Source organism: [Clostridium] clostridioforme AGR2157 (genome assembly GCF_000424325.1).
Lineage (GTDB): Bacteria > Bacillota > Clostridia > Lachnospirales > Lachnospiraceae > Enterocloster > Enterocloster clostridioformis_A.
In genome coordinates this window covers 54,675-71,638 of sequence record NZ_AUJR01000031.1, presented here as the reverse complement: position 1 = coordinate 71,638, position 16,964 = coordinate 54,675, and the positions used below count along the sequence as shown (strand labels likewise).

16 protein-coding genes are annotated in these 16,964 nt (G+C 47.7%); 15 read left to right on the top strand and 1 reads right to left on the bottom strand.

Going from position 1 to position 16,964, the window contains the following annotated elements:
* The first annotated feature begins 649 nt into the window (after nucleotides 1-649).
* On the top strand, nucleotides 650-958 hold the full coding sequence (locus tag G614_RS0114130) for a hypothetical protein (RefSeq protein WP_027642467.1): 309 nt from the start codon (nucleotides 650-652) through the stop codon (nucleotides 956-958).
* A gap of 103 nt (nucleotides 959-1,061) precedes the next feature.
* The gene (locus tag G614_RS0114125) at nucleotides 1,062-2,663 is read left to right on the top strand and encodes a recombinase family protein (RefSeq protein ID WP_027642466.1); all 1,602 of its coding nucleotides are present in this window, start codon (nucleotides 1,062-1,064) and stop codon (nucleotides 2,661-2,663) included.
* A gap of 55 nt (nucleotides 2,664-2,718) precedes the next feature.
* Here the strand turns inward: G614_RS0114125 and G614_RS31280 are convergent, their stop codons facing one another.
* On the bottom strand, nucleotides 2,719-3,240 hold the full coding sequence (locus G614_RS31280) for a hypothetical protein (protein WP_155245050.1): 522 nt from the start codon (nucleotides 3,238-3,240) through the stop codon (nucleotides 2,719-2,721).
* 64 nt (nucleotides 3,241-3,304) lie between these two features.
* Between G614_RS31280 and G614_RS0114115 the strand changes: the two genes are divergently transcribed.
* The 13 genes from G614_RS0114115 to G614_RS0114055 all read left to right on the top strand — a co-directional run bounded on the left by G614_RS0114115 (nucleotide 3,305) and on the right by G614_RS0114055 (nucleotide 16,963).
* Complete coding sequence (locus tag G614_RS0114115; RefSeq protein WP_027642465.1) at nucleotides 3,305-3,745, top strand: NUDIX hydrolase; 441 nt, start codon at nucleotides 3,305-3,307, stop codon at nucleotides 3,743-3,745.
* Nucleotides 3,746-3,822: 77 nt separating this feature from the next.
* The gene (locus G614_RS0114110; RefSeq protein ID WP_027642464.1) at nucleotides 3,823-5,205 is read left to right on the top strand and encodes a Wadjet anti-phage system protein JetA family protein; all 1,383 of its coding nucleotides are present in this window, start codon (nucleotides 3,823-3,825) and stop codon (nucleotides 5,203-5,205) included.
* Nucleotides 5,205-5,954 carry a DUF4194 domain-containing protein gene (locus G614_RS0114105; protein ID WP_027642463.1) on the top strand — a complete coding sequence of 250 codons (750 nt, stop codon included), beginning with the start codon at nucleotides 5,205-5,207 and terminating at the stop codon, nucleotides 5,952-5,954. Before G614_RS0114110 ends, G614_RS0114105 begins: the two co-directional genes overlap by 1 nt.
* The gene (locus G614_RS0114100) at nucleotides 5,939-9,328 is read left to right on the top strand and encodes an ATP-binding protein (protein WP_027642462.1); all 3,390 of its coding nucleotides are present in this window, start codon (nucleotides 5,939-5,941) and stop codon (nucleotides 9,326-9,328) included. The genes G614_RS0114105 and G614_RS0114100 overlap by 16 nt, the downstream gene beginning before the upstream one ends.
* Before the next feature lie 39 nt (nucleotides 9,329-9,367).
* A complete protein-coding gene (locus tag G614_RS0114095) occupies nucleotides 9,368-10,546 on the top strand; it encodes a Wadjet anti-phage system protein JetD domain-containing protein (protein WP_002595582.1) in 1,179 nt (392 codons plus the stop codon).
* Nucleotides 10,547-10,676: 130 nt separating this feature from the next.
* Nucleotides 10,677-12,035: a citrate/2-methylcitrate synthase gene (locus G614_RS0114090; RefSeq protein WP_022201835.1), complete on the top strand. Its 1,359-nt coding sequence runs from the start codon at nucleotides 10,677-10,679 to the stop codon at nucleotides 12,033-12,035.
* A gap of 164 nt (nucleotides 12,036-12,199) precedes the next feature.
* Complete coding sequence (locus G614_RS0114085) at nucleotides 12,200-13,063, top strand: MerR family transcriptional regulator (protein ID WP_002583198.1); 864 nt, start codon at nucleotides 12,200-12,202, stop codon at nucleotides 13,061-13,063.
* 128 nt (nucleotides 13,064-13,191) lie between these two features.
* Complete coding sequence (gene ylxM / locus G614_RS0114080) at nucleotides 13,192-13,536, top strand: YlxM family DNA-binding protein (protein ID WP_022201837.1); 345 nt, start codon at nucleotides 13,192-13,194, stop codon at nucleotides 13,534-13,536.
* Between the two features lie 44 nt (nucleotides 13,537-13,580).
* Nucleotides 13,581-14,957 (top strand): signal recognition particle protein, encoded by a 1,377-nt coding sequence (gene ffh, locus G614_RS0114075; protein ID WP_027642461.1) that lies wholly within the window; start codon nucleotides 13,581-13,583, stop codon nucleotides 14,955-14,957.
* A gap of 100 nt (nucleotides 14,958-15,057) precedes the next feature.
* Complete coding sequence (gene rpsP, locus G614_RS0114070) at nucleotides 15,058-15,300, top strand: 30S ribosomal protein S16 (protein ID WP_002583195.1); 243 nt, start codon at nucleotides 15,058-15,060, stop codon at nucleotides 15,298-15,300.
* A gap of 18 nt (nucleotides 15,301-15,318) precedes the next feature.
* Nucleotides 15,319-15,546, top strand: a complete 228-nt coding sequence (locus G614_RS0114065; RefSeq protein ID WP_002567740.1) for a KH domain-containing protein — start codon at nucleotides 15,319-15,321, stop codon at nucleotides 15,544-15,546.
* 114 nt (nucleotides 15,547-15,660) lie between these two features.
* Nucleotides 15,661-16,173 carry a ribosome maturation factor RimM gene (rimM, locus tag G614_RS0114060; protein ID WP_027642460.1) on the top strand — a complete coding sequence of 171 codons (513 nt, stop codon included), beginning with the start codon at nucleotides 15,661-15,663 and terminating at the stop codon, nucleotides 16,171-16,173.
* Between the two features lie 154 nt (nucleotides 16,174-16,327).
* On the top strand, nucleotides 16,328-16,963 hold the full coding sequence (locus G614_RS0114055; protein WP_027642459.1) for a YcxB family protein: 636 nt from the start codon (nucleotides 16,328-16,330) through the stop codon (nucleotides 16,961-16,963).
* The last annotated feature ends 1 nt before the right edge of the window (nucleotide 16,964 follow it).

Genomic DNA, 16,964 nt, shown 5'->3' with positions numbered 1-16,964 from the left:
ACAGAGAAAGACTCCATAGATGTGATGTCCCTGCTGACAAAAGAGCTGATTCCGATACGGAATGATCGACAGTATCCACGACTCCAAACGGCACACTTCCGAAAACCTCGATATTTTATATATCGAGCAGCATAAGTAACAGTTTCATCAATATCTATGATACCCTTTTTTGAAGCAGATGTAAATCTGCTTGTTTGCCTTGCGGTAAAATATTTACAAAACTACTTCTGATAAATAATCCCTATATCCTTCTCTTCAATCTATCCGTTTGGAACGTCAGATCTCTATTTTAAAGAAACATTCTTTCTTTTACAAAAAGTTAACTAAATGACATTGACCTGTGAACTGTAACTATTATACGACATACTATGTTCTGATTCTTTGCCTTACTTGATTTTCTGATATCCATATATTATAATAATCTTGAAAACTGAATAGCGGTTCGATATATTTTCGGGATTTATCCGATAGAGTCAGACATATTCGTGAGGGGAAATTCCTTCATGTTGGCTGTTACATAGAACCATCAGAAGTGCAAACGTTTTTGCTTATATTCTGATGCTCTGTGTGGCAGCTTTTTTATTTTCTTTATTTCTACCATGCGTGGCAGGAAGTGAGAAAAGGGATTTACACACAAAGGAGGAAATGAATGAACCACGAATTTGATTTTGACTGTACAGACAATATCCCCATTGATTTATGTGCTTGCTTCGATCCGATTTTTGTTCCGCCTGAAGAAGTTATTGAGGAATGGAATCGCCGAGTCAATGACGACAGGACAGCTCCGGTGCCTACTCTTGAAAATACCTCTCACTATGTCCGTGTAGAGGGTGCAGATTATCTGATGATTAGGAAAACGATGATTAAGATTAGTGAACGGTTTTCTGAAAACGGAAAGTCCGTCGAAACTCTGATCGAGAATGTTATCCAGTATTCTGCCGGACAACTGAAAAAATAATGTCAAGTTTGTAGGCGACAAAATTGAAAACAGCCCTCGCATATAGTACAATACAAATACGAAGTATTGTAAGCGTGGGTTGTTTCACAGAAGGAGGATTTGAATGAAGCAACCATGCAATACCGCACTATATTATAGATTAAGCCGTGACGATGAAAACTTTGGCGATAGCGTCAGCATTGAAACCCAGAGAACCATTTTACAGCAGTATGCAAGGGATAATAACTTCTATGTTGTGGACGAGTATATTGACGATGGATGGTCTGGTACGAATTTTGACCGCCCTGCGTTTCAGCGGATGATGGATGATGTAGATGCAGGAAGAATCAACTGTATCATCACCAAAGACCTTTCTCGTTTTGGTCGTGAACACGTTATGATGGACTACTATCTGGAATTCGTCTTTCCCGAAAAGCATATCCGTTATATTGCAGTCACAGAAAATGAAGATACTGAAAAAGGTCTAAGTGATTTCGTTCCTTTCAAAAATCTGTTCAATGAATGGTTTGCCAAGGATACCAGCCGAAAAGTAAAAGCTACCCTTCGTGCAAAACACGCTGCCGGTCAGCGAACTTGTACTTACGCACCATTGGGTTACAAGAAACATCCGGAAATCAAAAATGCCATTGTAGTCGATGAAGAAACCAAATGGATCATTGAGAAAATCTTTGAACTTGCTTACCATGGCTCTGGTGCTGCAAGCATTGCACTGATTATTGAGAAAGTCCCTACGTCTGGCTGGCTCAACTATACCCGATATGGTACGTTTGCCCACATCTATGCCGAGGCACCGGAAGAAAAGCAGTATGACTGGTCAATCGGTCAAGTGAAAGATATTCTGAGAGACGAAACCTATATCGGTAACAGCGTTCACAACAAACAGAGCAATATCTCATACAAGAACAAGAAGAAAGTGCGCAAGCCGAAAGAAGAATGGCTGCGTATAGAAAACACCCATGAGGCTATTATCTCAAAAGATGTGTTTGACCGGGTTCAGGAACAGATTGCTTCCCGTAGGAGAAAGCAGAAAGATGGTACAACAAAGATATTCTCTGGTCTTGTAAAATGCCCCGACTGCGGTTGGTCACTCGCCTATGGGGAAAATCGACAGAACAAAACGCCTTACGGTCATTATCATTGCAGCAAGTATGGGCAAGGCACTGGAAAATGTTCGATGCACTACATCCGATATGACACACTGTATACCTATGTATTGCTGAGAATTCAGTATTGGGCACAGCAGGCACAGCTGGGTGAAGAACAGCTCCTACAACAACTGCTGAAAGCCGGAGACAAGGAGAGAGCCGCAGCTGTGAAGAAACAGACGGCGGAGCTAAATAAGGTTGAGAAACGCAAAGCAGAGGTTGACAGACTGTTTGTGAAAATGTACGAGGATAGAGTTTCGGAGCGAATCATAGAACAGAACTTCCAAATGCTGTCGCAGAAGTATCAGGCAGAGCAGATGGAGTTAGACAAGAAAATCCAGAAACTCAAAGCAGAATTGGCAACAAACAAGCAGACTGTAACTGATGCAGAGAAATGGATTGAACTCATTAAAAAATATGCCAATCCTACTGAACTGACCGCCGAACTGTTAAATACGCTGGTTGAAAAAATCGTAGTGTATGAAGCAGTGAAGCTCGCTAACGGCTTTCGAGAACAGGAAATAGCGATTTACTACCGCTTTGTCGGTAAAATTGATTAACCAAAAAATCTGAGTGTCAGACAAATCTGGCACTCAGATAGAACAATATCTTTAACTAAGGGAAACAGGCAGGAGTCAGCCGGATCTGGACATGCTGGAGGCCCTGGCCGGTGCCTTTGAAACCGATATTCTTGTGGTTGTATACGGACAGATGCCTGCCAGTGCGGATGAGGAAATCAGGGCTGCCGGCAGAAAGAGCCACCTGAAAAAGGCCGTGTCCTGGGGCATCCTGACCCTGGCCTCTTACCTCATTCTGGCAGCATTGGAACGTCATCTGGACCTGCTCAGAACACGGACATACAATTTCATGCCTTATATGCTGCTGCATACATTCGTCATGCCCCTTATAAGTGTGGGAATCGCAGTCAGTCTGATGCATGCCCTGAATGTGGCAGGCACTGTGCGGATAGCAGAACCTGTCATAAGAAAAAACTCCTGCTGTTTGGAGGGCTGTCTGCCGCATTCTATATGTTCTGTATGCTGTGGCTGTTTGTTCCCCTTCCGTTATCCGCAGGAGCCCCTCTGTGGATTTGGCATATGTCTTTTTCCGTTTTCCCCATGTCCTGTTCTTTTCCATAGGACTGCTCCTTTACCTTGGACTGGATATGTGAGTTAACGATTCCAAATAAGGAGACTACCACATGATAAACGTCGAATTTCACAACACAGTGGATGATTCCCTGCTGAAGTTTGCAGTCATCCTGTCCAGATACCGGGGCAAATGGCTGTTCTGCCAGCACAGGGAACGGGATACCTACGAGTGTCCCGGAGGCCGCAGGGAAGCAGGTGAAACGATAGAACACACGGCCCGCAGGGAATTATACGAAGAGACCGGGGCAGCCTGCTTCACCCTGACGCCGTTAAGCGCATATTCGGTCCGTGAGACCTTGGAAGACACGGACACTCCTGTCATAAACTACGGAATGCTCTATTACGGCAATATCACAGAACTGGGACCCATGCCTGAAGGGTATGAGATAGCCCGCATAGCGCTGTTGGAACCGCCCGATAACTGGACCTATCCGGACATCCAGCCGGTTCTTCTGGAGTATCTGAAAGCCCGGCTTCTGGAGTCAGGGTAAGGTAAGGGCGAAATGATTTCTGATTGTCACTTCCGGTAATTCCTGCTATAATGATATGGAAATACGGAGGTTTGTAAATGATACTGATGAATGAAATACCAGACCGGTTCTGGAGCCTGTTCCGCTCTGTTAACCGGTCTACTTACATAGAAGCCCTTCTTAAAATCAACGAGGAGTACGAGTACAGCAATTACTTCCTCAGCAGGGAAGTCTGCATCCAGCTTTTAAGTGAATATTTCTCCCGGAAAAAATATGTCATATGGCAGGATGAGACCGAGGATGACTGGGATGAACTGGAACCGCCTGCCACCAGGGTTCTTAACTGGCTGCTGCGGACCGGCTGGCTCCGCAAGGTGGATGATTACGCCAGCATGACGGTCAACATCGTCATCCCGGATTACGCCGCGGTGATGATTGAGGCATTTTCCCGTTTGTCTAACGACGATGAGGACGAGACCCAGGTTTATATCCAGAATGTCTATGCCATTCTATTTTCTCTGAAAAACGACCCCCGCTCCAGCGTCAGCCTGTTAAATACGGCTCTGGTAAACACGAAAAAACTGAACAAGTCCCTTCAGGACATGCTTCACAATATGGATAAGTTTTTTGGCAGCCTGCTGGAACAGAAGAATTACGGTACCCTGTTAAAGGAGCACCTGGAAGGATACGTGACGGAAATTGTCAATAAAAAATATCATATATTAAAGACCTCAGACAATTTTTATCTCTACAAGACAGACATTAAATCCTGGATAGCCGCCATGCGGGAGGACAGTTCCTGGATCAATAAAATGTGCGCCAAAAGCGCGGCTTCAACCAGGGGGCAGAAGAAGACGCCCCTGACAGAATACGATATTGTGGAGAAGCTGGACCAGCTGGAGCGTGGGTTTGACGATATCGAACACCGCATCTCCAACATGGACAAGGAGCACACCCGTTATGTCAAGGCAACGGTCACACGCCTCAATTACCTGTTAAACCAGGAGGACAACATGAAGGGGCTTGTAATCAAACTTCTGAACCATATGTCGGAATACGGCTGTCCGGAAGAGGAACTGACAGCTGTAAGCGCCAGGATGAACCTGTCCCAGATGACCATACTGTCAGAAAAATCCCTGTACAAACGCCGTAAGACCAAGGCGGATTTCACGGAACAGTTAAAGGATGAGGAAGAATCCGAGGAACTGTCCATGGAGGAAGTCCTGAACCTGAACAAGGTCAGGAACCGTTACAGCCAGAAGGAGATTGAAGCATTTATAGAAGGCAGCATGGCAGACGGGAAAATGGTGGTGGACGAACAAACCATACATTCAGACCAGGACTTTGAAAAACTGATACTGGCCTATGACTATTCCACCAGGAGAAAGAGCCCTTATAAGGTGGAAGAGGAAGATTCGGAAATGGTACACAGCGGCGGCTATACCTATCCGCGGCTGGTATTTGTCAGGAGGACAAGATAGTGGAAAACATGGAATTGGAAAACAGCGTGGCAGACATCGCGCCCGCGGCCGGATACACCGGAAACAGCATCCCTTACTACGACAATCTGATGCACTCGGAGCAGTCGGAAGTGACGGAAATCATCCGCCTCCTATGGCGCCAGACGTTCATACTGGAACATAAATATGACAAGCGTACCGGAAGATTCCAGTACAACAGAGACTACCGGGTATGCAGCAAACACCTGGAATTCATCAAGAATTATTTTGCCATCAGCGGAGTGGAGCTGCGTGAAAACAGCCAGATGGGCGTCATGTACATCCAGGGTGAAAATGTGGTGGGTGACAAGCTGCCCCGTCTCGCCACCCTGTACCTGCTGGTGCTGAAGCTGATATACGATGAACAGATGGAAAGCGTTTCCACCAGTGTCAACGTCTATACATCCCTGCGTGAAATCCACGAAAAGCTGGGAAATTACAGGCTGTTTAAGAAGCAGCCCGCCCTCACGGATATACGCCGGGCAGTTACCCTTCTGAAAAAATACCAGGTCATTGAACCTTTGGATCTGTTAGAGGACTTAAAAAGTGAAAGCCGCATGATAATATATCCCTGCATCAACGTGGTGCTCATGGGAGACGATGTGCGCCAGCTTCTTTCCTCCTTTGATGAGGATACGGATGACAGCGGAGTCCAGCTGAAGGCCGAACTGGAGGAAGAAGACGCGGATGATATGACAGCAGAGGAAGGAGAACCATGGAACAGAAAATAGCAAATGATCGTTTTCTCGCCCTTTCCAGGATATGTTTGAATAACTGGCACTATATAACGAAAAGGACTCTGTCCTTTAATGATGAAATCAACTTTTTCACCGGACATTCCGGCAGCGGCAAGTCCACTGTCATAGACGCCATGCAGATTGTGCTCTACGCCAATACGGACGGCCGGGGCTTCTTCAACAAGGCTGCTGCCGATGACTCTGACCGCAGCCTGATTGAATACCTAAGAGGTATGGTAAATATCGGCGACAACAACGAATTTTCCTATCTGCGCAACCAGAACTTCTCCTCCACCATTGTGTTGGAGCTGAAACGAAGCGATACGGGCCAGTGCCAGTGCGTGGGAATTGTCTTTGATGTGGAGACCGCCACCAATGAGATATCCCGCCGCTTCTTCTGGCACAAAGGCCCCATGTGGGACAATGGCTACAGGGGCGGGAAGCGGACCATGTCCATCGTGGAAATAGAGGACTATCTTCAGGCCAATTACAACAGGGAGGAGTATTTCCTGACCTCCCACAACGAGCGTTTCCGCCGGATACTCTATGATTCCTACCTGGGCGGCCTGGACTCCGAAAAATTCCCCCTTCTCTTCAAGCGGGCCATCCCGTTCAGAATGAACATCAAGCTGGAGGATTTTGTTAAGGAATACATCTGCATGGAACAGGACATCCATATCGAGGACATGCAGGAAAGCGTCATGCAGTACGGCCGCATGAGAAAGAAAATCGAGGATACATGTGCGGAAATCCAATCCTTAAAACAGATTGAGGACCGATTCCAAAGCTATGCTGACAAGGAACAGCAGCTCAAAAAATCTTCCTATTTTGTGCAGAAACTGGAGATTCTGCAGCTTCAGTCAGAGGTCCGCACCCTGGCCCACAAGGCAAAGCTGGCGGGAGAGGATCTGGAAAAGCAGATCCAGGCCAGAAGCTCCGTGGACGAACAGATTGGAGAACTGACCCGGCAGAGCGACGAGCTGCTGCGCCGTATTGCCTCCACTGGGTACGAGGAACTTAAAAACCAGCTTAAGAGCCTGAATGAACTGCTGGAACAGCTGGGAAAAAGCGAGGCCAGGTGGCAGCAGGCCACAGATGCCTTAAAGCGCTGGGAAGAAGAGGACATCACCTCCAACCAGACTCTTTGGGATATAGAGGAATTTGAAAACCGCACTATTGATCTGGAGACATTGGAACGCCTGAAAAAATCCATGGCATCCATGCGCTCAGACACGGAAAAGCAGCATCAGGAGGCGTCTTCCGCACTCAGGGAGCTCAAAAAGCAGGAAAAGCAGACAAGGGATGAACTGGAAAAGCTTCGTTCCGGCAGCAAAGCCTATCCCAAATACCTGGAGAATGCCCGGAGCTACATCCAGCGCCGCCTCCTGGAGGAAACGGGTAAGAGCGTGGATGTGCATGTGCTGGCCGATCTGCTGGATGTAAAGAGAGATGAGTGGCGCAGCGCAGTGGAGGGCTATCTGGGAAATAACAAATTAAATCTGGTGGTAGCTCCAAAATACGCCAGGACCGCCCTGGAAATCTACGGGGAACTGGATAAAAAGGAATACTTCAACGTGGCTGTGCTGGACACGGAAAAGGCATCCCAGAACCAGCCCCAGGTACAAAAAGGCGCCCTCTCAGAGGAAGTGACTGTGAGGGAATCCTACTTAAGGCCCTATATGGACCTGCTCCTTGGCAGGGTCATCAAGTGCGATACCATAGATGAATTAAGGGAATGCCGTATCGGCATCACCAGCGGCTGCATGCTCTACCACACCTTCCGCCTGCAGCACATCAACCCGGATAACTATACTAAATTCGCCTATATCGGCAAGGACAGCGTCCGGAGACGTATCCGTCTTTTGGAGCAGGAGCTGGCGGCCCTGGATGAAAAGAAAAAGCCATTGGAGGAGACGGTCAGGGAAGCCCATAGAATCCTGGCGCTTCCCTGGCTCTCGGCTGAGCCCCCGGAATACATGGACTGGCTGAAGGACATAAACAGCTATAAGGCCAAGGAGCGTGAAAAGAAAAAGCTGATACAGAAGCTGGAGCTTTTAAAGGAGCAAAATGTAGACCAGTTAGAACGGGACCGCCAGGCGGTCATCACGCTCTGCGACGGCAAAAAGAGGGAGAGGGACAGCCTGAATGTACTCATCCGCGATAAAGAGCGGGAGATAGAAGGATACCGGAATAAGTCCATTGACAGCCAGTCCGTTCTCACGTCAAAGGAACGGGAGTTAACGCAAAATCCTGACTATGACAATGAACTGACAGCCTATCTGTCCTCCAGGGATACGGTGCGCTATGACAGGGAAAAGGAAACCTATACTGTCAGGTGCAGCAAGCTGTCTGAGGCCAGGGAAGCAGCCTTTCAGGAGCTTCTGACGGTCAGGACCAGCTATATCCGGACGTATCCCAACCGCAATTTCCCGGTAAACGCCAGAGACAACGCTGTCTATGATCACCTTTTAAGCGCCCTGAAATGCGACAATCTGGAAGAATACAAGCAGAAAGCCACGGAACAGGCCAAATCCGCGGTAGAGCATTTCCGGGATGACTTCATGTATAAAATCCGCAGCGCAATCCGGGAGGCTCTGATCCGCAAGGATGAGCTGAACCGCATCATCAGCCGCCTGGATTTCGGAAAGGACAAGTACCAGTTTATTATTGGCCGCAACAAAGGACCTGACGGCCGATTCTACGATATGTTTATGGATGATTCACTGGATATCAATCCGGCGGACCTCAATTATTCCTATGAAAACCAGATGGACCTGTTTACCATTGAGCATGAAAAGCAGTATGGGGATTTGATGAATGAACTCATCAGCATTTTTATCCCCCCGGAAAACGCCGCCCCGGATCAGATGGACGAGGCCAGGCGGAACATGGATAAGTATTCAGATTACCGCACCTACCTGTCCTTTGACATGCAGCAGCTCATACAGAATCAGGATGAGGTTATCAAAATCCGGCTGAGCAAGATGATTAAGAAGAATTCAGGCGGAGAAGGCCAAAACCCGCTGTATGTGGCCCTTCTGGCCAGTTTTGCCCAGGCCTACCGCATCAATCTTCCCTCTAAGGTGGAGCGCAATCCAACCATACGGCTGGTAGTACTGGACGAAGCGTTTTCCAAGATGGACGGGGAGAAGGTGGCCAGCTGTATTGAATTGATCCGCGGACTTGGGTTCCAGGCCATCATCAGTGCCACCAATGACAAAATCCAGAATTACGTGGAAAACGTGGACAAGACCTTTGTCTTTGCAAACCCCAACAAGAAGTCCATATCCATCCAGGAATTTGAACGGGAGCGCTTTGTGGAGCTGATGCAGGATGAAGAAGATAGGAATGAGTTTGCGGATACATAATAGAGAACGTCATTATGAGAAAGGGATGGGAAGCCTTTTATGAACGCACCGCTGGAATGTATTATCCGAAAATGCGAGAACAGCACTGTGGACTGGAAGGAGGGCATGAGCGGAAACCGCTCCGTCATATTCAGGGAACAGGATTTTAAAGAAACAGGAAAACAGGACTTTATGAACCAGCTTATGAAGCTGGAAAAGGAGGGGCTGCTGAAGGTCAAATGGTATCAGTACGGAACCGAGGCAGAAAAGGTATGGTACCGCCTGGAACAGATGGAGACTATATACCAACGTCTGGGAAAAACACCGAAGTTCAAGCGTGTCAATGCACTGAAAGAAGAGGTGGACCGACAGCTTGCTTTGATACAGAGCCAGTGGATACGCAGCTATTACCAATCCTTTCTCCAGAGTCTGGATAAAGGAGATGTTCCAAAGGCACTGGATACCCCGAAGCGGGAACTGCTGTTTACCTGTTTCAAGGCCATAGATTGTCTGCAGGAACCAGTCTATAAAAGGATTTTCAGCAAAAAATATCTGGGAAATTCCAAAGCCTTTGAAAATCACCTGCAATCCAAAATCCTATCTGCCGCCAGGGTTTATCTGGACACGGTAAATGATGACATGGATGACTGTCAGGTGCTGGACCAGCTCCTGATTAACGGCTATGCCCAAGAGTTAGCCGTGAAAGGAAACCTGGTCATTGAACTGGAAGGAAACAAGATAAATCTTTCCCTGTTTCCCTGCGGGTTTGTCTTTAACAACCAGACACTCAGGAAAGCATCTATCCCACCGGAACAGTCCGTTACCAAGGTGATTACAGTGGAGAATAAAGCGAATTATGAAAGCATGCCCTATGAGGAAGGGACTCTAATCATATATTCACACGGATACTTTTCACCGGATGAGCGTGCATTCCTGATTCATCTGGAACGGGTTCTGTCCAGCATCCGGACTTCCTGCGGGACGACCTATCTCCACACCGGCGACTTGGATTATGGAGGAGTCAAGATATTTCAATATATTAAGAAACGCATCTTCCCAAATCTGCAGCCGTATCTCATGGATACACAAACGCATGAACAGTATAAGGCTTACGGTGAACCCATAGAAACCAGTAAACTGGAAAAATTGCAGCGGACCACCGAACCGCTCCTTCAGCCCCTCATAGACAAAATCTGTGCTGAAAAACAGGTGATAGAGCAGGAATCTTTCCTGTTTTGAACTTATATTTATACAAAAAACTAAAAAAAGTTTGCAAAAAATCTTAAAATGGAATAAAATAGTAAAAATATCACTTTTACAGGAGGAATTTTATAAGAGAAAATCAAACAGTCGAAAGGAGAGGTTCTGCATGATTGAAACAAAGGAATTTATGGACAACTTGAGCCAGTGGTCAGACATTTGTATGAGCGATGAGAGGATTGATTTGGAACTGTATGAAAAGTACGACGTGAAGAGGGGGCTCCGTGATAAAAACGGAAACGGCGTAGTAGCGGGTCTGACGAAGGTGTCCAAAATCGAAGCCAACAAAGTAGTGGATGGAGTAAAGGTCCCCTGCGAAGGAAAACTATTTTACAGAGGTTATAATATCTATGATTTGATTGGCGGGGTAGTGAGAGAAAACCGATATGGTTTTGAAGAAATTGCATACCTGCTTCTGTTCGGAGAACTTCCTAATGCAGATCAGCTTACAAAATTTAAAGAAAGCCTGGCATTCAGCCGTACACTTCCCACAAATTTTGTCCGTGATGTAGTAATGAAAGCACCGACAAAAGATATGATGATATCCTTAAGCAAGAGTATTCTTACCCTGGCTTCCTATGACGAGAAGGCCTGGGATATTACCGTTCCCAATGTACTCAGACAGTGCATGATGCTCATCAGCGTAATGCCTATGCTGGCTGTGTATGGCTACCATGCCTATAACCATTATGAGAGGGATGGCAGCATGTACATACACCGCCCGGACGAGAATCTCTCTACAGCAGAGAATCTGCTCCGCCTTCTGAGGCCCGACATGAAGTACTCACAGGTGGAAGCCCATGTACTGGATTTGGCGTTAATCCTGCATATGGAGCATGGCGGCGGCAACAACTCCACCTTCACCACCCATGTGGTTACATCCTCAGGCACAGATACATATTCCGTCATCTCCGCGGCCCTGGCCTCCTTAAAGGGACCCAAGCACGGCGGAGCCAACATCAAGGTAGTGGAAATGATGCAGAATTTAAGGAACGAGGTAAAGGATGTAACGGACAGGGATGAGGTGGAATCCTATCTGAAGAAACTGCTTCACAAAGAGGCATTTGACCGCAAGGGCCTTATCTATGGAATGGGCCATGCAGTGTATTCCAAGTCAGACCCCCGTGCCGAGATTTTCAAACGCTTTGTGCGCCAGCTTTCAGAGGAAAAAGGCCGTATGGAAGAATTTGCCCTCTATTCCATGATTGAGGAGCTGGGCCCCAAGGTTATCACCGAGGAACGCAGAATCTACAAGGGCGTCAGTGCCAATGTGGACTTCTACAGCGGATTTGTATACAGCATGCTGGATATCCCGGAAGAAATGTTCACGCCAATCTTTGCAATTGCCAGAATTGTGGGATGGAGCGCGCACCGCATTGAGGAATTGATTAATATGGATAAGATTATCCGTCCCGCCTATACAAGCATTATGAAGGAAGAGAATTACAAACCTCTCTGCGACCGATAATAGGAATTATTCCTGAATCTATAGGTGTAAAGATATTATCAGGACGGATGATTGACTTTGAAAGGGAAAACTAAACAGTTTTCCCTTTTTATATACAATTTCCCTTGACTGTACAGCTGCTGGATACCTTATAATCAAATCATAAACAGAAAGGAGATGGGCTTATGAAGATGAAAGAAGCTGAAATACGTTCAGGCCTGGACCGGAAGAATATACGTTACTATGAGAGCGAGGAACTTCTGGCTCCCCGGCGCACGGAGGGAAACCGTTACAGGGATTACAGCGAGGAAGATATAGAGCGTCTGCTGGAAATCCGTTTTCTGCGGCAGCTGGGAATCCCCATCCGGGATATCCGCGGACTTTTTGAGGGTAGGCTGACCTTAAGCGAACTGATGCGCATGCGCCTGGACCGGATTGATGGGGAAATGTCTCAGTTAAAGAAGCTGGAACAGATGTGTGCCAGACTGGAAGAACAGCAGACGCTGAAACCCTCGGTCGTGGAACAATGTCTGGAGGAAATCAGCCGTGAAGATGGCGAAAACACCTGGCTGGAGGATATCAGGAAAGACTGGAAGATGTTTCAGAAGGAACTCCACTCCCAGTACATCTATTTTGAACCTGAGGGGGAAATCCTGACGCCGGAGGACTTTGCGCGGGAGACAGCCCTTTACGCGGCCAGAAGGAATCTGAATTATGAGACGATCCGGCTGGAATCCACCTGTGCCCTGGTCCGGCTGGAGGGAATCGCTTATCAGGCTTCCTTAACATTCGGTCCCAGCTTCCGCCTTGCCAGGCTTCCCCTTGTGAAGCTGGTGCGGTGCACGCCGCCTCCCCACAGTGTTTCCAAGGGAAAATACCTGTTTTTTGTACTGCTTCCCACCATCCTGATGTTTGGCAGTATCCTGTTCTGCCTCATTGACAGCCAGGTTGGCGCCCGTTTTTCAGGGATATACCGAACGCTTATTATAGGATGCTTTATCGCTGCCATACTGCTGATATCCGTAAACAAAAATGTCTATTACCAGTGACAGGAAAGTGTGTACCACTGCCGCTGTCATATTTTGTTGATGTATCTTGCTGCTGATTTTTTTGGATTGTCAAGTAAAAATGCTTGACAATCCTTTTTCTATCGTGTATGATAGCACAGGTGGTTGAAATGGAAAAGATTGTGGAGCAGGGTTTGTTATATGATTTTTATGGAGAACTGCTGACAGAACATCAGCGCAGGGTATACGAGGACGTGGTGTTCGGTGACCTTTCCCCCAGCGAGATAGCGGGAGAGCAGGGAATCAGCCGTCAGGGTGTCCACGATTTGATAAAAAGATGCGACAAGATACTAAAGGATTATGAGGCCAAGCTTCATCTGGTAGCCAAGTTCATGAAAGTCAAGGAGATGGCCGGTGAGCTGGAACGTCTCTCTGATGAATGCATACGCACCAGGGATATGGCCCTCATTGACCAGATTCGGCGATTGTCCGCGGAAATCACCAGCACACTTTGATGAGTGATTCATTAAACGCAGTGCAGCCTTAGGAGGATTATTTCATGGCTTTTGAAAGCTTATCCGATAAATTACAAAATGTATTCAAAAACCTTCGCGGTAAAGGCCGTCTTTCAGAAGCCGATGTAAAAGCCGCATTAAAGGAAGTAAAGATGGCGCTTCTGGAAGCAGATGTAAGCTTCCGCGTGGTAAAGCAGTTCATCGGGTCCGTTCAGGAACGGGCAGTGGGCGAGGACGTATTCGGAAGCCTGACACCGGGACAGACCGTCATCAAAATCGTGACCGAGGAGCTGGTAAAGCTCATGGGTTCCGAGACAACTGAGATTTCCTTAAAGCCCTCCAGCGAAATCAGCATCATCATGATGGCTGGTCTCCAGGGCGCAGGCAAGACCACGACCACGGCCAAGATTGCAGCCAAGATGAAGGCAAAGGGACGTAAGCCCCTGTTAGCTGCCTGCGACATCTACCGGCCGGCTGCCATAGAGCAGCTGCAGATTAACGGCGACCGGGTAGGCATTCCGGTATTTTCCATGGGAAACAAAAACAAGCCTGTGGACATTGCCAAGGCAGCCGTGGAACACGCATCCAAAAACGGCCTTAACGTGGTCATTCTGGATACGGCGGGACGTCTCCACATCGATGAAACCATGATGGATGAGCTGGTGGAGATAAAGGACAATCTGGATGTCTGTCAGACCATACTGGTGGTGGACGCCATGACCGGCCAGGATGCCGTGAATGTGGCCGGTACATTTAACGATAAGATAGGTATTGACGGTGTCATCCTCACAAAGCTGGATGGCGATACCAGAGGCGGTGCGGCCCTTTCCATCCGCGCAGTCACAGGTAAACCGATTCTATATGTTGGTATGGGCGAGAAGCTGTCCGACCTGGAACAGTTCTACCCGGACAGAATGGCTTCCAGAATCCTGGGAATGGGCGATATCCAGTCCCTGATTGAGAAGGCGGCTGCCGAGGTGGATGAGGAACAGGCCAAGGAGCTGAGCCAGAAGCTGCGCAAGGCGGAATTCGATTACAATGACTTCCTGACCCAGATGCAGCAGATTAAAAAGATGGGCGGTATGGGAAGTATCCTTTCCATGATGCCGGGCATGGGAAACCAGCTGTCCGGTGTGGATATGGATGAAGGTGAAAAATCCATGCACAGAGTAGAGTCCATCATCCTCTCCATGACAAAAGAGGAGAGGGCCAATCCAAATCTCATAAACCCTTCCAGAAAACAGCGCATTGCAAAAGGCGCCGGTGTGGAGGTCAGCGAGGTCAACCGTCTGGTAAAACAGTTCGACCAGATGAAGAAAATGATGAAGCAGATGCCGGGCCTTATGGGCGGCGGCAGGCGAAAAGGCGGATTCGGCGGTCTGGGAGGACTGCTGGGCGGCAAGATGAAGATGCCCTTTTAGGACACAGAATGCTGATAAAACAATCCGCAGACCAGGCTAGTCAAACAGGAATACTCCTGTATGTCTAATATAAGAACAATTCACAAGGAGGTGAAATCACATGGCAGTAAAGATGAGATTAAGAAGAATGGGACAGAAGAAGGCTCCTTTCTATAGAATCGTAGTTGCTGATTCCAGATCCCCAAGGGATGGCAAGTTCATCGAGGAAATCGGCACTTATGACCCAACCAGGGAACCAAGTGTCATCAAATTTGACGAGGAAGCAGCTAAGAAGTGGTTAGCAACAGGTGCACAGCCAACTGAGACCGTAGGAAAGCTCTTAAAAATCGCCGGCATTCAGTAGTTGAAATGAGGTGTTAAGATGAAGGAATTAGTCGAAGTGATTGCGAAAGCACTGGTCGATAACCCAGAAGAAGTTGTTGTTACCGAATCAATGAAGGGCGAGGACACCCTGATTGAGCTTAAGGTGTCTCCTGCCGACATGGGCAAGGTCATCGGCAAGCAGGGCAGGATTGCAAAGGCAATCCGTTCCGTTGTCAAGGCCGCTGCATCCAAGGAAGACAAGAAAGTAATTGTTGAGATTCAGTAAGCAGACAAGTTGAGGACCGCTGGCCGCAGGGCTGGCGGTTCATTTATTGCTCCGGAATATTGTCCCGGAAATATTGCTCCGTAAAATTACTTATCACAGAAAGGTGACAGGTGTATGGAAAACATGCTGAGAGTGGGAGTCATAACCTCCGCCCACGGAATCAAAGGGGAAGTAAAGGTATTCCCCACCACAGATGACGCCAAACGTTTCAAAGAGCTGAAGGAAGTCATCCTTGACACTGGAAAAGAGCATATTCCCATGGAAATCGAACATGTGAAATTCTTCAAGAACATGGTCATCCTCAAATTCAAGGGATATGACAATATAAATGAAATAGAAAAGTATAAATCCAAGGACCTGCTGATTACCAGGGATCAGGCCGTGGACCTTGAGCCCGATGAATACTTCATCACGGACCTGATTGGACTCACCGTTGTATCTGACCAGGGCGTGGAGCTTGGAACCCTTAAGGATGTGCTGGAAACAGGGGCCAATGATGTGTATGTGGTTGCCATGAAGGACGGAAAGGAACTGATGCTTCCCGCCATCGGTGACTGTATCCTGAATGTGGACCTGGAACAGGGGCGCATGGAGGTCCATGTTCTGGAGGGACTCATGGATTTGTAATGCTCATGACCCGGTAAGGCCCATGGTTCTGTAAAAAGGGCTTGTGTTTTATCTGGTTTTGTTGTATATAAAGAGAGGGGATAAACCGTACTGCATCATGTAATGCAGTATTGGGGCGGAAGGCCGCCGGTGCAGCAAGGAAAAGGAATCTGATATGATAACAGAAGACCAGCAGGCTAAGACGCAGTCCGTCTGCTATACGGTTGACATGAAGATGAACCAGGAATCATTGTACCATATGGTTTCCGTGGAAAAACATTTGAATCCGTCTGCGCCCCTTTGGGTGTGGCTTACATTCACGGCTCTCTTATGGACATGCCGCGCCGGCTGCGTAATTTCCATTCTCCTGCGCATATTTGGCATTTTCCACTCCCTGACCGCTGCCATTATCTTCCTGATTCTGGCGTATCTGGTCCGCACCGGGGGGCCAGGGTTCGTCCGCAGCGGCCTCTTTAATTCAGACCGTTCCAACCGGATGCAGCTGGACACTGCATGGAAGCGTTTCCTTGTCAAAAATGGAGAACCCCTTACGGTGACCTATGAATTTTACCGGAATTATTTCAGGACTTCCGGAGGCAGGGCAGTCCACGCATACAGCCAGATATCCCACATATGCGAGACACAGCGCTGCCTGGTGTTATATACCATGGACCACGGCGGCTATCTGCTGGATAAGAGACAGATGGGCGCTGTCTGCATAAACGGCCTGCGGACGTTTCTCTCAGAGCGTTCCGGAAAGTCGGTGAAATGGATACAGGTCAGGGATTATATACCTGTAAAAAGCAACTGAT